22 protein-coding genes are annotated in these 23,577 nt (G+C 64.8%); 10 read left to right on the top strand and 12 right to left on the bottom strand.

The genetic code is table 11. The features are described 5' to 3' along the window. Window positions 1-13: 13 nt before the first annotated feature. Window positions 14-3,133, top strand: a complete 3,120-nt coding sequence (locus CH268_RS25940) for a helicase HerA domain-containing protein (RefSeq protein ID WP_094666355.1) — start codon at window positions 14-16, stop codon at window positions 3,131-3,133. Window positions 3,134-3,165: 32 nt separating this feature from the next. Next, the gene (locus tag CH268_RS25935) at window positions 3,166-4,491 is read left to right on the top strand and encodes an AIM24 family protein (protein ID WP_094666274.1); all 1,326 of its coding nucleotides are present in this window, start codon (window positions 3,166-3,168) and stop codon (window positions 4,489-4,491) included. 67 nt (window positions 4,492-4,558) lie between these two features. Here CH268_RS25935 and rpsQ read toward each other — a convergent pair whose 3' ends face one another. From rpsQ to rpsJ, 11 genes are read right to left on the bottom strand one after another with little or no spacing between them, the layout of a single operon-like run. Then, complete coding sequence (gene rpsQ / locus CH268_RS25930) at window positions 4,559-4,837, bottom strand: 30S ribosomal protein S17 (RefSeq protein WP_027496315.1); 279 nt, start codon at window positions 4,835-4,837, stop codon at window positions 4,559-4,561. After that, window positions 4,834-5,079 carry a 50S ribosomal protein L29 gene (gene rpmC, locus CH268_RS25925; RefSeq protein ID WP_027496314.1) on the bottom strand — a complete coding sequence of 82 codons (246 nt, stop codon included), beginning with the start codon at window positions 5,077-5,079 and terminating at the stop codon, window positions 4,834-4,836. The genes rpsQ and rpmC overlap by 4 nt, the downstream gene beginning before the upstream one ends. Then, window positions 5,079-5,495: a 50S ribosomal protein L16 gene (rplP, locus tag CH268_RS25920; RefSeq protein WP_027496313.1), complete on the bottom strand. Its 417-nt coding sequence runs from the start codon at window positions 5,493-5,495 to the stop codon at window positions 5,079-5,081. Before rplP ends, rpmC begins: the two co-directional genes overlap by 1 nt. Before the next feature lie 3 nt (window positions 5,496-5,498). Beyond that, entirely contained in the window at window positions 5,499-6,308 is an 810-nt protein-coding gene (rpsC, locus tag CH268_RS25915) for a 30S ribosomal protein S3 (RefSeq protein WP_027496312.1), read from the bottom strand. After that, window positions 6,308-6,730 carry a 50S ribosomal protein L22 gene (gene rplV / locus CH268_RS25910; protein WP_027496311.1) on the bottom strand — a complete coding sequence of 141 codons (423 nt, stop codon included), beginning with the start codon at window positions 6,728-6,730 and terminating at the stop codon, window positions 6,308-6,310. The genes rpsC and rplV overlap by 1 nt, the downstream gene beginning before the upstream one ends. Beyond that, window positions 6,727-7,008: a 30S ribosomal protein S19 gene (gene rpsS, locus CH268_RS25905; protein ID WP_008718309.1), complete on the bottom strand. Its 282-nt coding sequence runs from the start codon at window positions 7,006-7,008 to the stop codon at window positions 6,727-6,729. The genes rplV and rpsS overlap by 4 nt, the downstream gene beginning before the upstream one ends. A 13-nt stretch (window positions 7,009-7,021) precedes the next feature. Then, a complete protein-coding gene (gene rplB / locus CH268_RS25900) occupies window positions 7,022-7,858 on the bottom strand; it encodes a 50S ribosomal protein L2 (RefSeq protein ID WP_008718311.1) in 837 nt (278 codons plus the stop codon). A gap of 39 nt (window positions 7,859-7,897) precedes the next feature. After that, window positions 7,898-8,203 (bottom strand): 50S ribosomal protein L23, encoded by a 306-nt coding sequence (gene rplW, locus CH268_RS25895; protein WP_027496310.1) that lies wholly within the window; start codon window positions 8,201-8,203, stop codon window positions 7,898-7,900. Then, window positions 8,200-8,877 carry a 50S ribosomal protein L4 gene (gene rplD, locus CH268_RS25890; protein WP_008718317.1) on the bottom strand — a complete coding sequence of 226 codons (678 nt, stop codon included), beginning with the start codon at window positions 8,875-8,877 and terminating at the stop codon, window positions 8,200-8,202. The genes rplW and rplD overlap by 4 nt, the downstream gene beginning before the upstream one ends. Beyond that, entirely contained in the window at window positions 8,874-9,539 is a 666-nt protein-coding gene (rplC, locus tag CH268_RS25885; protein WP_027496309.1) for a 50S ribosomal protein L3, read from the bottom strand. Before rplC ends, rplD begins: the two co-directional genes overlap by 4 nt. A 14-nt stretch (window positions 9,540-9,553) precedes the next feature. Further along, window positions 9,554-9,859, bottom strand: coding sequence for a 30S ribosomal protein S10 (gene rpsJ / locus CH268_RS25880; protein ID WP_003938093.1), 306 nt, complete (start codon window positions 9,857-9,859; stop codon window positions 9,554-9,556). 488 nt (window positions 9,860-10,347) lie between these two features. On the opposite strand from rpsJ, the gene CH268_RS25875 reads away from it, so the two are divergent. From CH268_RS25875 to CH268_RS25840, 8 genes are all read left to right on the top strand, one after another. Further along, complete coding sequence (locus CH268_RS25875; RefSeq protein ID WP_094666273.1) at window positions 10,348-10,842, top strand: hotdog fold domain-containing protein; 495 nt, start codon at window positions 10,348-10,350, stop codon at window positions 10,840-10,842. A gap of 12 nt (window positions 10,843-10,854) precedes the next feature. Continuing rightward, complete coding sequence (locus CH268_RS25870) at window positions 10,855-11,769, top strand: prephenate dehydrogenase dimerization domain-containing protein (RefSeq protein ID WP_094666272.1); 915 nt, start codon at window positions 10,855-10,857, stop codon at window positions 11,767-11,769. Between the two features lie 32 nt (window positions 11,770-11,801). Then, on the top strand, window positions 11,802-12,755 hold the full coding sequence (locus tag CH268_RS25865) for an AurF N-oxygenase family protein (RefSeq protein ID WP_094666354.1): 954 nt from the start codon (window positions 11,802-11,804) through the stop codon (window positions 12,753-12,755). A gap of 128 nt (window positions 12,756-12,883) precedes the next feature. Further along, on the top strand, window positions 12,884-13,855 hold the full coding sequence (locus tag CH268_RS25860) for an ATP-binding cassette domain-containing protein (protein ID WP_094666271.1): 972 nt from the start codon (window positions 12,884-12,886) through the stop codon (window positions 13,853-13,855). Further along, window positions 13,852-14,709 (top strand): ABC transporter permease, encoded by an 858-nt coding sequence (locus CH268_RS25855; RefSeq protein WP_094666270.1) that lies wholly within the window; start codon window positions 13,852-13,854, stop codon window positions 14,707-14,709. The genes CH268_RS25860 and CH268_RS25855 overlap by 4 nt, the downstream gene beginning before the upstream one ends. A gap of 10 nt (window positions 14,710-14,719) precedes the next feature. Beyond that, on the top strand, window positions 14,720-15,574 hold the full coding sequence (locus CH268_RS25850) for an ABC transporter permease (RefSeq protein WP_094666269.1): 855 nt from the start codon (window positions 14,720-14,722) through the stop codon (window positions 15,572-15,574). 81 nt (window positions 15,575-15,655) lie between these two features. Then, on the top strand, window positions 15,656-16,510 hold the full coding sequence (locus CH268_RS25845; protein WP_176458062.1) for a glycosyltransferase: 855 nt from the start codon (window positions 15,656-15,658) through the stop codon (window positions 16,508-16,510). A 148-nt stretch (window positions 16,511-16,658) separates the two neighbouring features. After that, window positions 16,659-17,594 carry an esterase/lipase family protein gene (locus CH268_RS25840; protein ID WP_094666353.1) on the top strand — a complete coding sequence of 312 codons (936 nt, stop codon included), beginning with the start codon at window positions 16,659-16,661 and terminating at the stop codon, window positions 17,592-17,594. A gap of 70 nt (window positions 17,595-17,664) precedes the next feature. On the opposite strand, the gene CH268_RS25835 is transcribed toward CH268_RS25840, so the two are convergent. After that, the gene (locus CH268_RS25835; protein ID WP_094666268.1) at window positions 17,665-23,523 is read right to left on the bottom strand and encodes an amino acid adenylation domain-containing protein; all 5,859 of its coding nucleotides are present in this window, start codon (window positions 23,521-23,523) and stop codon (window positions 17,665-17,667) included. Window positions 23,524-23,577 lie beyond the last annotated feature (54 nt).

Genomic DNA, 23,577 nt, shown 5'->3' with positions numbered 1-23,577 from the left:
CGTGAACTCCACGATGACGGACAACGAGCAGATCCGGGCTCTGGAATCGGTACGGCTGAGCTGGGCCCCGACCCCCGACGACGTGTGGCGTTCGCAGTCCAACGTGCACGTTCCCGGCATGCACGAGCGGGTGTTCCTCGAGGTGATGAACGCCTACGACGACGCAGAGACGTCGGATGACGCCAGTCCGCTCGGAGTCGTCGTACGCGGGCCGGCCGGATCCGGCAAGACGCATCTGCTGGGGCAGGTGCGCGAAGAGGTGCAGCAGAAGGGCGGGTACTTCTTCCTGATCAGGCTGCTCGACGCCGCGGGCTTCTGGCGGTCGACTCTCATGGGGATGCTCGACGACCTGATGCGGCCCTCCGGCCAAGGATCCGACAGCCAACTCGCACTTCTGCTGCGTCGCTTGTGCACGATCGGCGACATTCCCGACGAACAACGCGCAAAGATCATGGGCGAGAACATGATCGACGCCGAGACGCTGAACGACTTCGTCACCGCCGTATACAAGGTCCACCCCCGACATCGGCGTACCTCGCAGCACACGCTGCGCGCCTTGGTGCTGTCCATCGCCCCCGATTCGGCCGTCCAGGATCTCGGTGACGCATACCTGCAGTCGATCGACGACGTCGATGCCGAAGAATTCTCGCCCTGGGGTATCCGCCGGGCCGAGCTCGGTCACCAAGGCATTGCCGAGAACATCTCACGGCTGCTGGCCATCACCGGTCCGACAATTCTTGCGATAGACCAGATCGACACGTTGGTCGCCCAATCCCGAACGGGATCGGATCAGGAGTTCGCCGACGCACAGGAAGACAAGGTCGTCGAGCAACTGGCGCACGGTCTGATGTCGCTGCGCGAAACGCTTCCTCGCACCGCGTCGGTTCTCTCGGCTCTGTCGAGCGCGTGGGAGTTGATCGCTGCCCGCGGCGTGGCACCGATGCGCGACCGCTTCCGAGTGACGCAGCCTCTCAAGCCGATTCCGTCGTCCGACATCGGACGCCTGTTACTGGGACGACGTCTGGCGGCGTGCTTTCTCGAGGCAGGCTTCACCCCGCCGCATCCGACGTGGCCGGTGGCACCCGACGCATTCGAGCAGGCCCCGGACTTCACTCCGCGGCAGCTGCTGATCGCGGTCGACCGTCACATCAGGCACTGCCTCGACACCGGCGTCGCGTCGGAGTTGGAGAGTTTCACGGACAAGTCCGGGCCCGCGGATGCGCAGGACCTCCCCAAAGCACGGGTCGACGAACTCGACATACTCGACGATCGCTACGCAGAACTGCGCAAACAGGTCGACGTCTCCATTCCGCTGAAGCCCGACAGTGAGGACTCGATCGTCCCCGCACTCCTGTCTGCGGGCCTGACCGCGTGGATCCACGAGCATCAGTCCTCGGACGACAGCCTTGCCCAGGACCCACCTCCGAGCGGCAAGCCTGCCCTGCATGCCAGGCTGCGACATACCGTCGACACCGATACGGACGACGAGGAGCACTGGTGCTTCCGCGCGGTCACCTCCGGCAACGCCAGGGCCGCGTTGGCCCGTGTGGAGCGTGCAGTGACCACGGCCGGCCTCAGGGCAGACATGCCGAAACGGCGACTGATCCTCATCAGAAACGACCCGTGGCCCAATGGCGCGAAGACCGAGCAGACCATCGCCGCTCTGCGACGTGCAGGCGGCATCGTCGTGCCGTTCGGCGACGAGGACCGCAGGGCCTTGGCGGCTCTGTCGGTCCTGCTGGCCGAGAACTCCCCCGCTCTCACGTCGTGGTTGCTCGCGCGCAAGCCCGCACACGAGGTCGAACTGTTCTCCTCCGTATTGCCTGCAGTCAGCGTCGTCGACGACGACACCGCATTGATCGAACCCGAGAACACCGTCGCGGCCGAACCGATTGCGAGCCGCCGGCCGTCGATCGTCGCCGGGTCGGAAGTGAGCACCGGTGCGGACGTCGCAATCCAACTCGAGGCGCTCCGTAAGCACACAGCGATCTTCGCGGGTTCCGGATCAGGGAAGACGGTACTGATTCGCCGACTGGTGGAAGAATGTGCGCTGCAAGGTGTTTCGGCGATCGTGTTGGACGTCAACAACGACCTGGCTCGCCTCGGCACCGCGTGGCCCGAGGACGAACGGACGTGGCCGCCGGGCGACGAGGCCAAGGCGGCGGCGTATCTACGCGACACCGACGTCGTGGTGTGGACGCCCCGCAAGTCGGCGGGCCGACCGCTGAGCTTTCAGCCACTGCCCGATTTCGTCAGCGTTCTCGGTGATGCCGACGAGTTCGATTCCTCCGTCGAATCCGCATTGGCGTCGCTCGAGCCCGCCGCCGGCGTCCTGGGTACTTCCCAGAAGGCGAAACACGGCCGCGCAGTGCTGAAGTCGGCGCTCGATCTCTTCGGTCGACGCCCACAGGGCGGCACGCTGGCGGACTTCATCGACCTGCTCGAAGAATTGCCCGAGGACACCAGCGACCTGCGCGATGCCGTACGGATCGCGCAGGGACTGGCCGAAAATCTGAAGGCTGCCGTGGCCAACGACCCCATGTTCGCAGGGGCGGGCACCCCGGTCGACCCGGCAGTGCTGCTGACTCCGGCCGACGGAAAGAAGGCCCGAGTATCGGTGATCAATCTGGCGGGCCTGACCACCGACGAGCAGAAGCAGAGCTTCGTCAATCAGCTGCAGATGGGCCTGTTCTCCTGGATCAAGAAGAACCCGGCGGGTGACCGGCCGCTCGGCGGACTGTTCGTGATGGACGAGGCGCAGAACTTCGCCCCCTCCGATCGCACGACCGCAGCGACACACAGCACACTTGCGCTGGCGTCGCAGGCGCGTAAGTACGGTCTCGGTCTCGTGTTTGCCACGCAGGCACCGAAGGGGTTGCACAACCGCATCGCCGGAAACGCGTCGACGCAGTTCTACGGACTGCTCAACAGCCCGTCCCAGGTCGAGGCGGCCAAGGAGATGGCCCGCGTCAAAGGCGGCTCGGTACCCGATGTCGGCCGTTTGCTCGCGGGGCAGTTCTACGCTGCCGTCGAGGGCGCAGAGTTCCGGCGAACCGCCACTCCCCTGTGCCTGTCCTACCACCCGAAGAGCCCGCCGACCGAGGAAGAAGTCATCGAACTCGCGCGTTCCTGACAGCACGCGTCGACACTGGCACACTGGATCCGATGAAAAACCTCGCTCGCGGGGAGAACTGCCCCGCTCCGACCGGCCGGCTGACGGTGACACTTACCGCCTCGACGTCGGTCGACGTGTCTGCGCTGCTGTTGGGGCCGGACGGACGGGTGCGTTCGGACGCGGATCTGGTGTTCTACAACCAACCCGAGGGCGCAGGCCTCGAGTACCAGCGCGGACCGTCCGGCCATCTCGTCCTGTTCGATCCCTCCGCGATTCCAGCCGATATCGAGACCGTTGCCATCGCGGCATCGCTGGACGGTACCGGTCCGGCAACGTTCGCTGCCGCCGGCCCGACATCGGTGACCGTCTCCGACACGTCGGGCGGTGCGATCGTCGGATTCACCGCCGACGCACTCGGCGACGAGAGTGCTCTCGTCATCCTGGAGTTCTATCGCCGCAACCAGCAATGGAAAATTCGGGCGGTGGGCCAGGGGTACGCCGATGGGTTGGCGGGCCTGGCCACCGCGTTCGGTATCAGCGTCGAGGACGACGATCCGCCCACACCCGAGGCACCGACGGCACCGCCCTCGCACCGAAGCGAAGCGATCGTGAATTCACCTGTCCCACAAGGAGTCCTGGCCATGAGAAGTGAACTGTTCGCGCCCGCCCACGCCGAAGTTCCCGGATCGGGGATTCAGAAACAGGGCAGCAAGATGTGCCGGGTCGGCATGAACGGCGAGATCATGGCTCGGGCCGGCTCGATGGTCGCGTACCAGGGCACACTGCAGTTCGAGGCCAAGGGCTCCGGGGGTATAGGTCGAGCCCTCAAACAAGCCCTGTCCGGCGAAGGCGTCCCTCTGATGAAGGTCACGGGCCAGGGCGACCTGTTCCTCGCCAACGCCGCACAGGACGTCCATCTGATCGATCTCGACGGTACGGACGGGCTCACCATCAACGGGGCCAACGTTCTCGCGTTCGACTCCTCGCTGAGTTACGACATCAAGCGTGTCCAGGGTGCCGCTTCGGGTGGAAACGCGGGGTTCTTCAACTGTGTGTTCACCGGTCGGGGCCGTATCGCCATCACCACCGACGGAGTGCCGGTCGTCCTGAACGTCGACCAGCCGACGTTCGCCGACCCGCAGGCAGCAGTTGCGTGGTCGTCGTCTCTGCAGACGAGGGTGAAGAAGAACGACTCGTTCGGGCTCGGAACGTTGATCGGCCGCTCGACCGGAGAGAGGTTCACGCTGGAATTCGCCGGCCAGGGGTTCGTGGTGGTGCAGCCGTCGGAACAGCCGCCGGGTGGACTGGTCGGCGGTACCGGTGGCGGTGAGCAAGCAGGCGTCGGCGGAGCACTGGGCGGCTTGCTGGGCAGGTAAGCCGCGCATGCTTCGGAAAGCACAAATGCCCGCCCCCGGGAAGGGAGCGGGCATTTTTGTGCAGGTACTACTTGGCCTTTTCGAGAACCTCGACCAGTCGCCAGTGCTTCGTGGCGGACAGCGGACGGGTCTCCATGAGCTGAACGCGATCGCCTACGCCGGCGTCGCCCTTCTCGTCATGTGCCTTGACCTTGGTGGTGCGACGAATGATCTTGCTGTAGAGGGGGTGCTTGACCCTGTCCTCGAGCTCGACGACGATCGTCTTCTCCATCTTGTCGGATACGACGTAGCCGATCCGAGTCTTGCGGTTGTTGCGCTCTTCAGTCACAGTCTTTTCCTCGCTCATGCCGCGTCACCTGCAGTGTCCTCGGAAGGACCAGATGCCAAGCCGAGCTCACGCTCGCGCAGGACGGTGTAGATGCGCGCGATCTCGTGACGGACGGTGCGCAGTCGACGGTTGTTGTCCAACTGGCCGGTAGCCATCTGGAAACGAAGGTTGAACAGCTCTTCCTTCGACTCACGCAGCTTGGTGACCAGCTCTTCACCGGTGAGCTCGCGGAGCTCTGCGGCTGGGGTTCCGGTAGCCATCAGAACTGCTCCTCCCTGGTGATGATGCGTGCCTTGATGGGCAGCTTGTGGATGGCGCGAGTCAGTGCCTCACGCGCAATGGTCTCGTCGGGGTACGACAGCTCGAAGAGCACGCGACCCGGCTTGACGTTCGCGATCCACCACTCGGGCGAACCCTTACCGGAACCCATGCGGGTCTCGGCAGGCTTCTTGGTGAGCGGGCGGTCCGGGAAGATGTTGATCCAGACCTTGCCGCCACGCTTGATGTGGCGAGTGATCGCGATACGAGCGGACTCGATCTGACGGTTGGTGATGTAGGCGGGCTCGAGAGCCTGAATGCCGTAGTCACCGAATGTCACCTGAGTTCCGCCCTTGGCGGCACCCGAACGCTTCGGGTGGTGCTGCTTGCGGTGCTTGACCCGGCGGGGGATCAACATGCGTCAGCCCTCCTGAGTGGGCTCGGTCGAGGCCGGAGCCTCGGTTGCGGATGCCGCGCGGCCGGCCTCGGTGCTGGTCGCCGTGGTGCCCGAGGCACCGCTGCGACGCGGACGAGTGGGACGCTCACGACGGGGACGGTCTGCACCGGCGGCCGGAGCCGCAGCGGCAGCGAGTTCACGCCGTCCGCCGACGATGTCGCCCTTGTAGATCCAGACCTTGACGCCGATGCGGCCGAAGGTGGTCTTGGCCTCGTACAGCCCGTAGTCGATGTCGGCACGGAGCGTGTGCAGGGGAACGCGTCCCTCGCGGTAGAACTCCGAGCGAGACATTTCAGCGCCACCGAGACGGCCGGAGCACTGAACACGAATGCCCTTGACGTTCGGCTGACGCATGGCCGACTGGATGGCCTTACGCATTGCGCGACGGAATGCGACGCGGTTGCTGAGCTGCTCGGCAACACCCTGGGCCACGAGCTGAGCCTCGGACTCGGCGTTCTTGACCTCGAGGATGTTGAGCTGAACCTGCTTGCCGGTCAGCTTCTCGAGAGCTCCGCGGATGCGGTCGGCCTCGGCGCCACGGCGACCGATGACGATGCCCGGACGTGCCGTGTGGATGTCCACGCGAACACGGTCACGAGTGCGCTCGATCTCGACCTTGGCGATACCCGCGCGCTCCATGCCGGTGGCGAGGAGCTTGCGGATCTCGACGTCTTCCTTGACGTACTCCGAGTACTGCTTGTCTGCGTACCAACGCGACTTCCAGTCAGTGGTGATACCCAAGCGGAAGCCGTGCGGGTTGATTTTCTGACCCACTACTGAGCCCCTTCCTTGGACGCCTGGCCCTTACGACGGTTACGAGACGTTCCGCCGGTCTTGGGCAGGCTTTCGACGATCACCGTGATGTGGCTGGTGCGCTTGCGGATCCGGAATGCCCGGCCCTGAGCACGCGGCTGGAATCGCTTGAGGGTGGTGCCCTCGTCGACGAATGCAGTGGCGACGATCAGCGTGCTGGGATCGAGATCCAGGTTGTTCTCGGCGTTGGCGGCTGCGGACGCGATCACCTTGGCGACCGGCTCGCTCGCTGCCTGCGGCGCGAACTTGAGGATGTTGAGCGCGTCCTCGACGGAGCGCCCACGAACCAGATCCACGACGCGACGTGCCTTCATCGGCGTGACGCGAACGTGCTTCGCTACGGCCTTGGCAGTCGGATTGGCGGTGGGGGTGAAGTTGGTCATCGCCTCTTCGCCTTCCGGTCGTCCTTGATGTGACCCTTGAACGTGCGGGTCGGTGCGAACTCTCCGAGCTTGTGGCCGACCATCGAGTCGGACACGAACACCGGTACGTGCTTGCGACCGTCGTGGACGGCGAAAGTGTGACCGATGAAGTCGGGGAGGATTGTCGATCGACGGGACCAGGTCTTGATGACCTGCTTGGTTCCCTTGTCGTTCTGGACGTCAACCTTCGCGAGGAGGTGATCGTCTACGAACGGGCCTTTCTTCAGGCTGCGTGGCATTCTGAACTCCCTCCTAGCGCTTGTTCTTGCCGGTACGACGACGACGGACGATGAGCTTGTCGCTCGCCTTGTTCTTGCGGGTACGGCCTTCAGGCTGTCCCCAAGGGCTGACCGGGTGGCGTCCACCGGAGGTCTTGCCCTCGCCGCCACCGTGCGGGTGGTCGACCGGGTTCATCACGACACCACGAACGGTCGGGCGCTTGCCCTTCCAGCGCATGCGACCGGCCTTGCCCCAGTTGATGTTCGACTGCTCGGCGTTGCCGACCTCGCCGACGGTTGCGCGGCAGCGCACGTCGACGCGACGGATTTCACCGGACGGCATACGCAGCGTGGCGTAGGGGCCTTCCTTACCGAGGAGCTGGATGCTCGCTCCGGCGGAGCGGGCCATCTTCGCGCCACCACCCGGACGGAGCTCGACCGCGTGAATGGTCGTACCCGTCGGGATGTTGCGCAGGGGCAGGTTGTTGCCGGGCTTGATGTCGGCATTGGCACCCTGCTCGATCGGCGAGCCCTGGGCGATGCCCTTGGGTGCGACGATGTAGCGCTTCTCGCCGTCTGCGAAGTGCAGCAGTGCGATGTTCGCGGTGCGGTTGGGGTCGTACTCGATGTGAGCGACCTTGGCCGGCACGCCGTCCTTGTCGTTGCGACGGAAATCGATGAGACGGTACGCACGCTTGTGACCGCCACCCTTGTGCCGGGTGGTGATACGACCGTGTGCGTTACGTCCACCGCGACCGTGCAGCGGGCGGATCAGCGACTTCTCGGGGGTCGAACGCGTGATCTCAGCGAAGTCGGACACGCTGGAGCCACGACGGCCCGGGGTTGTCGGCTTGTATTTACGGATTGCCATGAGTCTTCTCGTCCTCTATATCCGAAGAGTCCCAGTCGCTTACGCGACCGGACCTCCGAAGATCTCGATGGGCTTGCTGTCGGCGGAGAGCGTTACGAGCGCGCGCTTGGTGTCCTTGCGCTTGCCGTAACCGAACCGGGTCCGCTTACGCTTGCCCTGACGGTTCATCGTGTTGACGCTGGTCACGGTGACGTCGAAGATCTTCTCGACGGCAATCTTGATCTGCGTCTTGTTCGAGTCCGGGTGCACCAGGAACGTGTACGTGCCTTCTTCGATCAGTCCGTAGGACTTCTCGGAGATGACCGGTGCCAGCAAGATGTCGCGGGGATCGGCGATCGTGGTCACTTGCTTGCCTCCTCGTTCTTTGCAGGCCCAGCGATGAAGGTGTTCAGCGCTTCCACGCTGAAAACGACATCATCGGCGTTGAGCACGTCGTACGTGTTGAGCTGGTCGGGTGCGATGGGGTGCACGCCGTCCAGGTTCTGAACGCTCTTCCAGGCTGCAATGTCCTCGCGGCCGACGACGAGCAGGACCTTCTTGCGGTCCGAGATCTCGGCGAGGAACGTCTTCGCACCCTTGGTGGACGGAACCTGTCCGGCAACCAATTCGGTGATGACGTGCAGGCGCTCGCTGCGGGCCCGATCGGAGAGGGCTCCGCGCAGTGCGGCGGCCTTCATCTTCTTGGGGGTCCGCTGGCTGTAGTCGCGCGGCTGCGGTCCGTGGACCGTGCCACCGCCGACGAACTGAGGAGCGCGGGTCGAGCCCTGACGGGCGCGGCCGGTGCCCTTCTGCCGGTACGGCTTCTTGCCGCCGCCGCGAACCTCGCCACGAGTCTTCGTGGAGTGGGTTCCCTGACGAGCAGCTGCCAGCTGTGCGATGACGACCTGGTGCAGCAGCGCGATGTTCGCCGGTGCGTCGAAGATCTCCGCGGGGAGATCGACGGTGCCGTTGGTCTTGCCGCCGGCTTCCTTGACATCGAGCGTCAGCTTGGTCTCGGTGTTCTTCTCGAGGCTGGTCATGCCCGTGCACCACCCTTCAATGCAGACTTGACGATCACGACGTTGCCGCGACGGCCCGGGATCGCTCCCTTGATCAGCAGCAGACCGTTCTCGCTGTCCACCTTGTGGACCGAGAGGTTCTGCGTCGTGACGCGGTCGCCACCCATACGTCCGGACATGCGCATTCCCTTGAACACGCGACCCGGCGTTGCACAGCCACCGATGGATCCGGGACGACGGTGCACAGCCTGTGCACCGTGGCTCGCGCCCTGTCCCTTGAAGCCGTGACGCTTCATGGTTCCGGCGAAGCCCTTGCCCTTGCTGGTGCCGGTGACGTCGACGTATGCGCCGTCCTCGAACACTGCAGCCGTGAGCTCCTGGCCGACCTCGAACTGCGAGGCGTCGGCAACGCGAATCTCCACGATGTGGCGACGCGGCGTGACACCTGCCTTCTCGAACTGGCCGGTGGTGGGCTTGTTCACCTTGCGCGGGTCGATCGCACCGAATGCGACCTGGACGGCGCTGTAGCCGTCACGTTCCTGGGTGCGGATCTGGGTGACCACGTTGGGGCCTGCCTTGATCACGGTCACCGGAACGACGCGGTTGTTCTCGTCGAAGACCTGGGTCATTCCGAGCTTGGTGCCCAGAATTCCTGTCGCAGGCCGGTTCTTGTTATCAGTCATCGTTGTCTCCGCGCTCACTGGATGTTGACGTCGACACTGGCCGGGAGGTCGATGCGCATGAGCGCGTCCACCGTCTTCGGTGTCGGGTCGAGGATGTCAATGAGCCGCTTGTGAGTACGCATCTCGAAGTGTTCGCGCGAGTCCTTGTACTTGTGCGGCGAACGGATGACGCAGTACACGTTCTTTTCTGTCGGCAACGGCACCGGTCCGACGACGCGGGCACCCGTACGGGTGACCGTTTCGACGATCTTGCGCGCTGACGCGTCGATCGCCTCATGGTCGTAGGCCTTGAGCCTGATGCGGATCTTTTGTCCCGCCACGCTTAGTGTCCTTTTCTTGCCGCTTGGTCGTAGAACGGGCCGTTCGGCCTGCTCCACCTCGTCTGCACAGTCCCCGAGCCGGGGGAATCCCTCCGACTCGAACTGCCTTCGTGCACACACGACAGTGAAAAACGTTGACGACCAGGCGTGACCTGTATCCGTTGCCGCTCTTCATCTGTCATGGTTCTCCGGTCCACGCGGTCGGGCGTGTCGCGATTCCGCTCATTCTTCTGCGCTGAAACTTTCGCTTCAACCATCCGAGGGAGGAAACCCACACCGATCGAGCTGGTGGTCCGGACGCGCTCACGTGGAGCGCTGGTCTCATGTTCTGCTCAGCCGATCTCTCGATCGACTCACCTGGTTCAGGCCGCACGCAAGCGCGTCCCGTGTCCAGGCAACCCGACCAGTATGCCGCAGTATGCGCGACAGATCAACTCGGGGTCGATCCATATGCTCCGCACGACCTTACTCAGCAGTAAGGTAAGCCCATGAACACAGTCGCAACCACCACCGGGGCCACGTATCGAGCCTGGTCGAAGCTGCCGAACAACACTATCGGATCCACCGTGTTCTCCGTCGGCATGTGTCTTCGGGTGCCCTACTTCGCGTCCGTGCTGCCGCGGGTGGTTGCGCTGGAACCGGGGCGCTGCGAGGTCACGGCCCCGAAATGGCTGGGGATCCGCAACCACCTCGGCACGTTCCACGCGATCGCCGCGTGCAACCTCGCCGAGGTTGCGATGGGGATGCTCGCCGAGGCCACCGTTCCGACGTCGCACCGCTGGATCCCCAAGTCGATGACCGTCCAGTACCTGACGAAGGCGACCACGTCACTGCGCGCGGTGGCAGAACTGGAGACCATTCCCGATTTCGCGACCATCACCGACGGATGCGAGATCGTCGTGCCGGTTGCCATCCGTGACACTGCGGGCGTCGAGGTGGTGCACGCCGACATCACGATCTGGGTATCTGCAGCCTCTCGTTGACATACTCGACCGATGGACACGGTGACGCGGTCGGAGCAGCAGAACTCGGTAGTGGTGGTCGGGGGCTCCGGTGCCGTCGGCCGGCTACTGGTCGATCTCCTGCGCGGCGACGGCGTGCAGGTGACCGTCGTCGACGCTCGAGCCGCTTCGACATCGGTCGACGCCGCGACCGCGACGCTCGTCGGCGACATCACCGCACCCGACCACCGCGTCACAGCTGCATTGTCGACTGCGTCGACGATCGTGCTCGCTGTGCCCGAGTCCGTGGCACTGTCGGCCGATCTGAGCGCGGTACGCCCCGACGCACTGCTGGTGGAGACGTTGTCGGTCAAGTCCGGCTACTCGCAGTACGCCGGCCGCGGCGGACACCTCGGCCCGACGCTTGGCATCAACCCGATGTTCGCACCGTCCCTGGGCATGAACGGACGCCCCGTTGCCGTCGTCGTGCACCGACCCGGCACCTCGGCCGACGCGTTCGTCGACAGACTGCAGCACTGGGGTGGCCGGACCGTTCTCCTCGACGCCGAGCGTCACGACCGACTCGCTGCGGCGACCCAAGCGCTCACCCACGCCAGTGTTCTCGCGTTCGGGCTCGCCCTGGCCGAGCTCGATCTGCCGTTCGCCGACATCGACGCCGTCGCTCCTCCCCCACACACGACGATGCTCGCCGTCCTCGCACGCATCACCGGTGGGGAGCCCGAGGTGTACTGGGACGTTCAGGCAGGTAACCCACACGCCGCCGACGCGAGGGCGGCGCTGCGCCGCGCGACGCAACTGCTCGGCGAGACCGTCGAATCCGGCTCGGAGTCCGAGTTCGCCGAACTGATGAACCGAGCAGGCAGCGCCCTCGGCAGCTCCGCCGATCGCTATCGATCCGTCTGTGCCGAGTTGTTCGGTATCGTTCGAGGTTCCGGCGACAATTCGTGATCGCCGGTCCGGACGCGGAGGCGGGGCACACGATGTTGGAACAGCCGACCTTGCCGGAGCACGACCCCCACGATGTCGTCGAGAGCGCGGTCGTAGCGCGGTTGGCGAAGAACTGGTCGCAGCGTGCCACCGTCAAGAAGCCCGAACCCCAGTTGGACGATTTGTTCGACACGACCAAGCGAGATTTCCCCGACGCCTTGATCCCGTTCGGAGAACACGACACGTTCCTCGGTGCCGAACCGGAACAGCAGGATCGGCTACGGGCCTGGGGCTGGATCGCGTTCAACAAGAACGTGATGGATGTCGAGCAGCACGTCGTTCACCCGGGATTTTCGCTGCTCGCCCAGGATGTGTTCGAGACCGGGATGGGCGACACCCTTGCGGTCGCGGTGACTCAGGCCATGGTGGACGAGCAGTACCACACGCTGATGCACCTCAACGCCAGCGCGGCGACCCGTCGCGGTCGCGGTTGGGCGTTGTCCGAACGATCCCTGCCGTTCAGTTCCACCGTCCGTCGCCAGCGGAGCGCTCAGGCGACCAGCGACGACCCGTGGTCTGCGGCGATCAGCTCGCTCGCCTTCATGACGGTCGCAGAGATCTCCATCACGTCCTACCTCGATCTGATCGAGGACGACGACGTCATTCAGCCGATCAATCGGGCGACGGTCAAGCTCCACAATCGCGACGAGTACTGCCACGCATCGATTGCCGACGACATGGCGGCGATCGTCTTCGACAGGCTCGGATCCAACGATCGACAGAAGTTTCTCGACGGCCTCGTCGACGGCATGGATGCGTTCTCGAGCAGCGACTTCTCGACGTGGGCGCGCATTCTCGAACTCGAAGGTGTCCGCGGAGCCGAGGCCATGATCGCCGACGTCGAGGCCGACAGGAGCCGTCGAGCGCTGGTTCAGGACTACAGCGGACTGCGATCTCTGTGCCGAAAGCTGGACGTCGAGGACAGTATCGATATCGATTGGGGCTGACGGCAGAACATCTGCGACTGCAATCCACAGGTAACATTTCCCGGCAGTTCCCCTATCAAGTAGTGGCCCTCCCCTCCACGGGCCCCGGCACTGCCCCGGCCCCATTCACCCCACAGCTCGGAGATCCGATGTCGTCAGCTCAGCACGCAGCCGTACACGTGGAGGACGTACACAAGTCCTTCGGCGATGTGCATGCGCTGCGCGGCATCAGCTTCTCGGCCGAGCGGGGAACCGTACTCGGCATCCTCGGCCCCAACGGTGCGGGCAAGACCACGACTGTGAAAGTGCTGTCGACGCTGATCGCGCCCGACAGCGGCCGAGCCTTCGTCGCCGGCCACGATGTTGCTGCCGACGCTCCCGCGGTGCGGCGGTCGATCATGATGACGGGTCAGTACGCCGCCCTCGACGACACTCTTTCGGGGCGCGAGAACATCGAATTGTTCGGCCGCCTCATGGGTCTGGACAAGAAGGCTGCCAAGGCTCGCGCCAAGGCCCTGCTCGACGAATTCGACCTGTCCGATACCGGCAAGCGTCCGGTCCGCGGCTACTCCGGCGGCATGCGCCGTCGTATCGACATCGCATGTGGCCTGGTCGTGCGTCCCGAAGTCGTGTTCCTGGACGAGCCGACCACCGGACTCGACCCTCGGAGCCGACAGGGTGTGTGGTCGTTGGTCGAGGCACTGAAGGCCCAGGGCATCACCGTGTTGCTGACAACGCAATATCTCGAAGAGGCAGACGTACTGAGCGACAACATCATCGTCATCGACAAGGGCACGGTCATCGCCGAAGGTACGTCCGATCAGCTCAAGGCCATGACCGGCGGTAGCTACTGCGAAGTGGTGCCTCTCGATCCAGGTCAGCTACGAGCAGCGGCCGAGGCGCTGGGTGAGATGGTGCCTCCGGCGGTGCACGCCGAGATCACTGCCGCATCCGACCGCCTGTCCGTGCCTGCCCCCGACGGTGCCGCAACCTTGTCCGAGATCCTCCGCCGTATCGACGCCCGTGGCATCGCGCTGGCCGACATCGCGTTGCGCCGCCCCTCGCTCGACGACGTCTTCCTCACCCTCACCGGCCATTCGCAAGCGAGCCCCACGCCGTGACGGCCACGACGCGAGGCGTCTCGAATACGCGTGCGGTCACCGCTCCTCGGACAAACACCGGGTCGACGACGCAGCAGCCCAAACGCCGGTCACGAACGCGGCCGTCCGGCTTCGTGCAGTGGCAGGCACTGACCGGGCGTGCACTGTGGACGATGCTCACCCAGGGTGAGCTGCTGATCGCGGTGATCGCTCCGCTGATCTTCACTATCGGCTTCTACCTTCCGCTCAAGTTCGTGATGGGCCTGCAGGGCATCGACTACGCACAGTTTCTGATGCCGATCATCGTGCTGCAGGCAATGGCGTTCACCGCCATCTCCGCCGCGCAGAGGGCATCGACGGAGGCGATGAGTGGACTCAACTCTCGGTTGAAGACGATGCCCGTCGTACGCGGCGTCCCGCTGGTGTCGCGAATCTCGAGCGGTGTCGTCCGTTCACTGGTATCGCTCGTATCCGCACTCGGTTTCGGCTACGTCATCGGCTTTCGCTTCTCTGCAGGATTCGGTCAGGCCCTGTTGTTCTGCGCGCTCGCCATGCTGATCAGCACCACGTTGTCGATCGGTGCCGACGCAATCGGAACGCTGTCGAAGAGCCCCGAAGCGACCAGCCAGGTGTTGACCCTGCCCCAGCTCATCCTCGGCATGGCCTCGTGCGGATTCGTTCCCGAAAGCGGCTTCCCGGAACTCATCCGACCGTTCGTTCGCAATCAACCGATTTCGCAGTTCTCGTTCGCTATGCGCGACATGGCCGAGGGCGGAGTCAGCTTCCAGGTGTTGTGGCCATCCCTCGCCTGGGTGGCCGGCCTGCTCCTGTTCTTCGTCCCGCTCGCCATCTGGGCGAGCTCGAGACCAGAATGACGAGTCCGAGATGACGATGACAGAAGCGTCGGTGAACGCTGCACGCGTATCCAACCTGTCCTTTCCCGAACCCAACATGGCCCTGCGAGAAGGGTCGATTCGTGCGCTCGGGACACACAGCCTGATCCAGGCCAAACGACTTTTGATGCGGTGGATGCGCGATCCGTCGACGATGATTCAGGCGTTGCTGTACCCCGCGTTGATGCTGGTCATGTTCCGTGTCGTGCTCGGGAACTCGATCTCCGCGGCCACCGGATCGCCGGCGATCTACGGCCAGGTGCCGATGATCGCTCTGGTCGGAGCCATGTTCGGTTCCATCGTCAGCGCTGTCGGCCTCAAGGGCGAACGAAAGTCGGGTCTGTTGGCTCGGTTCTGGACAACGCCCACTCACCGTGCGGCCGGCCTACTGGGCAGGATGATCGCCGAAGCAGTTCGGGTGCTCGTGACCACCGTGGTCATCATCTGTGCCGGTGTAGCGCTGGGGTTCAGGTTCACCCAGGGAATTCAGGCCGGCATCTTGTTGCTGCTGATTCCTGTCGTGTTCGGTATCGGGTTCGCAGTCATGGTCACGTTCCTCGCCACGGTGGCCGGCGACGCACCACTGGTCGAAGTGGTGTCGATCTTCTGCACGTTGTTGATGTTCTTCAATGCGGGGTTCGTCCCCGTCCTCGCGTATCCGCTCTGGCTGCAGCCGGTGGTTGCAGCGCAGCCGATGTCGGTTGCGGTCTCCGCGATGCGCGCGCTGGCACTCGGAGGGCCCGTCATGACTCCGATTCTCCAAACTCTCGCGTGGTCTCTGGGAATGGTCGTGATCTTCCTCTACCCTGCGATTCGGGGGTACAAGAAGGCATCTGCGTCGGGCTGATCGCGTCGCCCGGGCCGACATTTCTACGTTGGGGGATTCGTTGTGGTCGACCGGGCACGACCTGAGCATCCGTCGGTATCGGTGATCATTCCTGTCGGTGGCCTCGATCCGCACTTGGACGCACAGTTGCAGGCTCTGGCCGATCAGGATGTCGGGTTTCCGTTCGAGGTGCTCGTTGCGGACAACACGCGAGGCGGGGACCTCGGCGAATACGTACTCACTCATCCTTTGCGAGAGCGGCTGCGGCTCAGGTCGGTCGATGCTTCCCGCGAGACCGGAGCGGGTTACGCACGCAACTGCGGTGCCCGAGAGGCGTCCGGCGATCTGTTGGCGTTCTGCGACTCGGACGATGTCGTGCACTCGTCGTGGCTCACCACGCTCGTACAGGAGGCGTCGTCGTTCGATGTTGTCGGTACTGCGGTCGAAACCGACACGCTGAACAGCGTCCGGGCGCTGTCGTGGACGCCCACGACAGCGCCGGAGAACCAGGGCCGCACCGACTTCCTGCCGTTCGCGATCGGCGCGAGTATGGCCTGCTGGGCATCGGTCTACAGCGATCTCGGCGGCATGGACAACCGCTACCGAGCAAGCCAGGATGTCGAGTTCAGTTGGCGGGCGCAACTGGCGGGTTACACCTTGGGGTTCAGTACCGAGGCAGTAGTGGCGTATCGACTGCGTGACGAGCTACGCCCTCTCCTGCGCCAGTCTTTCCGCCTCGGGTTCGGCTTCGCCAAGCTTCGCGGAATCTACCGGCCCCAAGGGTGCCCGGCACTGAAAGTGCGCCGAGTCGCGTCCTGGTGGATGGCGCTGCTGCTGCGCAATCCCCTGCTGCCGACGTCGCTGACCGGGATGTCACGCGGCCATTGGCTGCGTGCGTTCGTCATCCGGGTCGGCGAGCTTCGCGCAGGAATCAGATACGGAGCCATCGGTTGGTGATGTCCACCACACGGGCTCGCCGACCGGCCTGCCCGACCGGCACCCTTGACCTGGACGCCTGTTACGCCTGTGTGTCCGGCTGTTACGGTCGGTGACGCAGATGCAGGTGACAGCGGCGGATTCCCACGCCCCGGACGAGATAGAGGCCATGCCGAAGAATTTCACGAGAGTATTGCCCACGGCGATTGCTGTCGCGGTGGCCGGTGCCCTGTCCTTCACCGGGACGGGCACAGCGGTCGCTGCGCCCTCGCCCACCGGCACCTCGGTTTCCGCCACGCCTACGCTCGAGGGTGCCAACGACTTCGGCTGTGTTCCCAGCGCGGCCCATCCCCGTCCGGTCGTGCTCGTCCACGGAACCAAGATGGATGCGTCCACGTGGAAGATCCTGGCACCGCAGCTGAAGAGCGAGGGTTACTGCGTCTTCGCACCCAACTACGGCGGAGTATCGCTGCTGCTCGACCCGGGCACGACCATCTGGGGCTCCGGCGACATCGCGGAGTCGGGCCGTCAGATCGGCCGTTTCGTCGACGAAGTACTCGCGGCGACCGGTGCCGAGCAAGTCGACATGGTCGGCCATTCGCAGGGTGGCACCGCCACTCGGCAGTACATGAAGTTCGATGGCGGCACCGATGCGCAGGACCCCGCCCGCAACAAGGTGCACACACTGGTCACACTGGGTGCCACCAACCACGGCACGACCTTCGGTGGTTTGCAGCAGCTCTCCGAACTGCTCACCTCTCTCGGCCTGCCCGGCGACGCACTCACCCCCCTGACATACAACATGGCGGGTGCCCAGCAACTCGTCGGTTCGACGACGCTGACGAGCTTGAACGAAGGCGGAGACGTCGAACCAGGGGTCGAGTACACCGTCATCGCCACGCGCAACGACACCGTCTCGACACCGCCCGCGAACACCTTCCTCAAGTCCGGCGACCCTGCGATGGTGCACAACGTCTGGGTTCAGGACGTGTGCCCCACGGCGACGACGTCCCACGTCGGTCTCGTCGCCGATCCCGCTCCCCTGTACATGGTGAAGACCGCACTCGATCCCGATTACGCAACCACCACGCCCGCACCCTGCTGAACATTCTCCACACGCAACGACGAAGGCCTCACGACACGGTGTCGTGAGGCCTTCGTCGTTGCCGAACGGACTACCGGTGCAATTCCGCGTCCAGCACGGGCCCGATCTCGGTCGATGCCGGCGACGACGCCATCTGCCAGTGGGTCGAATGGACCGGGACGACCGTCATGCCCTCGCTCAGCGCACCGCGCCATGTCGCCGCCGCCACGTTGCCCGTGGGATCGTCGGTGACCGATGCGAACAGCAGCGCCCGTCCTGTGAAGGTCTGTGGCACATAGGTTTCGATGAGCTCTGCCGATTGTGCGATCCCGTCGAGTATCCCGGCGACCCGTTCGCGGGAAATCGAGTCGAAAGGTGCCGGCATCGACTTCAACAGTTCGGCCACGGAGTCGACCGTGAGTTCACCGATCTCGAGGTAATTGTCCGCACCGACACCCAGCCCGCCGAGAATCTCGTCCGCCGATACCGGCCTGTCGACGAGGTGGTCCGACCCACCCGCAACGAACGAGTCCATCATGGCCAACGTCGAGACCTCGTGGCCCTCACGTTGCAGTTGCACGGCCATCGCATGCGCGATCAGTCCGCCCATGGACCACCCCAGCAAGTGATACGGGCCCGACGGTTGCACGGCGCGAATCTTGTCCACGAATACCGCAGCCCACTGTTCTATCGACTGCGGCACAGGTTCTGCACCGGACAGCGCGGGCGACTGCAATCCGTAGATCGGACGGTCGTCGCCGATGTGTGACGCCAGGGCACCGAAGGCCCAGGAGAGGCCCACGATGGGGTGGATACAGAACAGCGGGGCCGAAGAACCACCTACCCGTAGAGGTATCAGGACCTCGAGCCCGCTTGCTTCCGCTCCGTCGACTCCCGATGCCGTGGCAGCAGTGATCCGTGCCGCAAGGGAGGCAACGGACGCGTCCACGAACAACCAGTTCAGAGGAACAGGCCGACCACCGAGGGCCCCCTTCAGCGCGGAGACCAACTTGACGGCCAGCAGAGAGTTGCCGCCGAGCGAGAAGAAGTCGTCGTCGAGTCCCACGCGTTCGACTCCCAGAACGTCCGCGAACACACCGGCAACAGCTTCCTCCACCGGTGTCTGCGGCGCCCTGAACTCGCGGGTCTCGAACTCCGGACTCGGCAGCGCACGACGATCCAGCTTTCCCGCAGCGTTGAGCGGTAGAGCGTCGAGCACCACGAAGGCCGACGGAACCATGTAGGACGGCAGCGCAGAAATTGCCTCCGCCCGAACGAGCTCGACATCGATGTCGGTACCGGGTGTAGGAACCAGGTACGCCACCAACGACTCACCGACCGCCGAGTGCGACACCACGACGACAGCCTGACTCACCGACGACCGCGCCGTCAGCGCAGTCTCGATCTCTCCCAACTCGATTCGCTGCCCACGGAACTTGACCTGAAAATCGGTGCGACCGATGTACTCGAGCCGATCGGCATCCATCGACCACCGCACCAGATCACCGGTCCGGTACATCCGCGTCCCCACGCCGTCGAACGGGTTCGCCACGAACCGCTCCGCCGACAGGTCCGGCCGCGCAACGTAACCCCGCGCCAACTGCACACCCGCCAAGTACAACTCCCCCGGAACGCCCGCCGGTACCGGATGCAGACGCGAATCCAGCACGTGCACCGAGGTGTTCCACTCGGGCACACCGATGGACACCGATCCGGACCCCGCCCCGTCCTCGGAGACATCGCGATAAGTGACGCTGACCGCCGCCTCGGTAGGCCCGTAAAGGTTGTGCACCCGCGCATCCGACACGGCCCGCCAGGCATCGACGGTACCCGCGGGCAGCGCCTCACCGATGACGAAAACATGTCGCAGCGACGCGATCGACTGCGCCGACACTGCTTCGACGAACACCGTCAGCATCGACGGCACGAAGTCCGTCACGGTCACTCCATGCCGCGCGATATCGGCGGCGACCGCCTCGACGTCACGCTGCGCGCCCGGGGCAGCAACGATCAACCGACCGCCGGTTCGCAGCGGCAGGAAGAAACCCCACAGCGAGACATCGAACGTCGTCGCCGTCTTCTGCAGGTACACATCCGACGCATCGAGTCCGTATTCCTGCGCCATCCAGGCCATCTGGTTGACGATGGCCCGGTGTTCGATCGCCACGCCCTTCGGACGACCGGTCGACCCGGAAGTGAACAACACGTACGCCAGGTCGTCCCCGGAGGCACGCGGAAACACCACCGACTCTGACGGCTCCGGCGGGTCGGTGATGTCGACCACCGGAACTGTGGTGGCAGTGACGAATTCGTCTCGTGCAGTGGACAACACGACCGCCGGAGAGGCCGTGTCGAGAATGTAGTCGTTACGTTCGGTCGGCTGATCCGGGTCCACCGGAACGTACGCCGCGCCCGACCGCAGCACCGCATACATGCCGACGACCAACTCGACGGACCGCCGCATCGCGAGCCCCACCAGAACCCCTGGCCCGGCACCGTGCTCCTGCAACAGCTGCGCGGTCGCGTCCACCCGAGCCGAGAACTCCCGATACGTCAGCGACCGTTCACCGAACACCACCGCAACCGCGTCGGGCGTGTCGGCCACCACGCGATCGAAGCCGTCCAACAACACCTCGGCGGATTCGATGGCCACTTCGTCGCCGTTGCCGCGCACCATGATTCGTTCACGCTCGGCCGAATCGAGAACGTCGATATCACCGACCACGACATCCGGACGAGCGGTCACCGCCTCGAGTACAGCCACCAACCGTCGCCCGAACGACGCCGCCGTCGACTCGTCGAACAGATCCGTCGCGTACATCAGCTCGCCGGCCAGACCTGCGCCGTCCCCGAGTTCGGTGAGCGTCACCTGAAGATCGAACTTCGCCGACGCCGCCCCTGAACCGAATGCCTCGACGCCGAGATCGGGGAGCTCGAACGACCCCTGGGAGAAGTTCTGGAAGAACAACGCCACCTGGACCAGCGGGTGCCGTCCTTGTGAACGCACCGGATCGAGTACCTCGACAAGACGCTCGAAGGGCACGTCCACATTGTCGAAAGCCTCCAGGTCGGAGGTACGTACGGCATCGAGTACAGAGCCGAACGGGGCATCCTGGGCAATCTGTGTTCGCAGGACCACCGTGTTTACGAACATGCCCACCAGGTCGTCCAACCGTGCGTCGCCGCGCCCACCCACGGGTGCTCCAACGGCGATGTCAGCCGTCCCGGACAACGTGGCCAGCAGCACCGCCAGCGCTGCGTGCACCACCATGAACGCGGTGGCGTCGTGCTCGCGTGCACACTCGAGCACGCGGGCGTGCAGGTCAGCGTCGATCTCGAACGCCGTCACCGCCCCCTGTCCCGATGCGACCCGCGGGCGCGGCCGGTCGGAGGGTAGATCCAACTGCTCGGGGAGGCCGTCGAGCGTGCGGAGCCAATAGTCGATCTGCTTGCGGGCCAACGACTTCGGATCCGATTCGGAGCCGAGCATGTCGAGTTGCCAGAGTGTGTAATCGACGTACTGGACCGGCACCGGTGGCCACTGCGGTGCCGATCCGCCGCGCCGCGCGAGGTACGCCGTCATGACGTCTCGGGACAGCGGAGCCATCGAGAGCCCGTCCGCCGAGATGTGGTGGGCAACGAAGGCCAGCACATACTCCGGTGCTGCACCGGCGGGGTCCGTGATGTGGAACAGCCGGACACGAAACGGGATCTCGACGGTGACGTCGAATCCCCGGGTGAAGAACTGTGTGACCGCAGCAAGCGCGTCGTCGCGAGCGATGCGGACCACGTCCATCCCGACGTGCGCCTCGGCCTCGTCCTGCACGTGTTGGTAGCCGACACCGTCGATCTCCGGGTACACGGTGCGCAACGTTTCGTGTCGCCCGACGACGTCTCCTACGGCGGCCTGCAGCGCGTCGACATCCAGTTCTCCACGCAGCAGCAGAGCGACCGGCACGTTGTTCAGAGCGGAATCGGTGTCGAGGCGGTTGAGGAACCACATTCGCTGCTGTGCGGACGACAGCGGAATACGCTCGGGCCGCTGCCTCGACGTGTCGAGCGCGGCGCGAACCGGACCATCGGCCGAATCGGCGGCCTGCGCCAGGGCCTCCACGGTGGAGGACTCGAACACCGAGCGCGCCGGAACATGGACGCCCAGAGCCGAACCCAATCGAGCGGCGAGCTGTGTGGCGATCAGGGAGTTGCCGCCGAGCGCGAAGAAGTCGTCGTCCAGGCCGACCCGTTCGGTCCCGAGCAGCTCGACGAAGATATCGGCCACGACGTGTTCGGTGGGGGTCGAGGGGGCCCGGAACTCCGCGGCCTCGAACACCGGTTCCGGCAGTGCGTCTCGGTCCAGCTTGCCGGTGGGAGTCAGCGGGATCGAATCGATCCGCGTGATCACCGAGGGCACCATGTGTGCAGGCAGACTGCGGCCGGCCTCGTCGAGCACACGGTCCAGGTCGACGTCCACCCCTGCCGACGGCAGTACGTAGGCTGCGAGAACGGTTGCGCCGGTGGGGCTGCGGTGGCCGAGGGTCACTGCGAAATCGACTCCGTCCTGCGCCGTGAGAACGGCATCGATTTCTCCGAGTTCGATCCTGAAGCCTCGGATCTGGACCTGAAAGTCGTTGCGGCCCAAGTATTCGAGAGTGCGTCCGGACGCCACTTCCCGCCAGCGCACCAGGTCGCCGGTGCGGTACAGTCGAGTCTGATCCGAGTTACCCTCGGCTGCATAAGGATTGGCAACGAATCGCGCCGCGGTCAGCGAGAATCGTCGATGATATCCCCGCGCGAGGCCGGCACCGGTCAGATACAGCTCCCCCGGCACCCCGGCGGGTACCTGCCGCAACCGGTCGTCGAGAACGTGGTAGCCCATGTCCTTCGTGGACGGCCCGAGCAGCACGGCTTCGCCGGCGTTCAGCGGCGGCGAGATGTTGCACACCATCGATGCTTCGGTGGGGCCGTAGACATTGTGAAAACGTCTGCCCGGTGCCCACTTCGACATCAGCTCCGAGGTGAAGGCTTCGCCGCCGATCGCGAGCACTCGCATGTCGGGAACCTCTGCCGGATCGAGTGACGCCAGCGCTGCCGGGGTGATGAACGCATGGCTGACGCGGTGGCTACGGAGCATGTCGCCCAGATCGGAACCACCGTAGACGCCGGGCGGGACGATGACCATCGTCGAGCCTGCGCCCACGGCCATCAGTAGCTCCAGCACCGACGCGTCGAAGCTGGGTGATGCGAAATGCAGTGTGCGCGAATCGGAGTCCAGCCCGAAAGTCTCGACCTGAGTGGAGCTGAGCGGAGCCAGTCCGGAGTGGGAGACGGCCACGCCTTTCGGCAGACCGGTCGAGCCGGAGGTATAGATGACGTACGCGAGTGTGGACGGGCGAATCGGTGACCGTCGGTCGTCTGCCACGACGGGTTCGTTGGACAACCCCTCGAGCGCGTCTTCGGTGTCGGACGAGTCGAGGCTGATCCACGACACCGACGTCGGCATCGATTCCTCGAATTGTGTTGCAGTGAGACCCATGCGAACGCCGGAGTCGTTCACCATGTGCGTGATGCGGGCAGCCGGGTAATTCGGGTCGATGGGCACGAACGCAGCACCGGTTTTCGCCACGGCCCACACGGCCGTGACCGATTCGATCGAACGGGTCAGTGCCAGAGCCACGAAATCCTCGGGGCCGACCCCGCGTTCGATGAGCAGCCGCGCGAGCCTGGACGACCGGGAGTCGATTTCCCGATAGGTGACCGACCGGGTGCCGAATTCCACCGCGGTACCATCCGGGTTCTTTTCCACCGCCGCGGCCAGCAGAGTCGGCAGCGCAACCGTGCGAGCCGGACGCTGTCGGGTGGGTCGTACACGGGTAGGCCTGGGGCGGCTCGACCGCCCACCCACTCGGCCGCCCGACTCGGACGGTGTGCCGGTCGATCCATCCGAACTCATCTGAACTATGACTCCTCACCAGTGTTGCCCCGCGCGTGGTCGTGGACGACGTGT

The organism is Rhodococcus sp. 06-1460-1B (genome assembly GCF_002258475.1).
In the GTDB taxonomy this organism is placed as follows: Bacteria; Actinomycetota; Actinomycetes; order Mycobacteriales; family Mycobacteriaceae; genus Rhodococcoides; species Rhodococcoides fascians.
The sequence above is the reverse complement of the archived record's forward strand: the minus strand, read 5'-3'. Positions and strand labels throughout refer to the sequence as shown.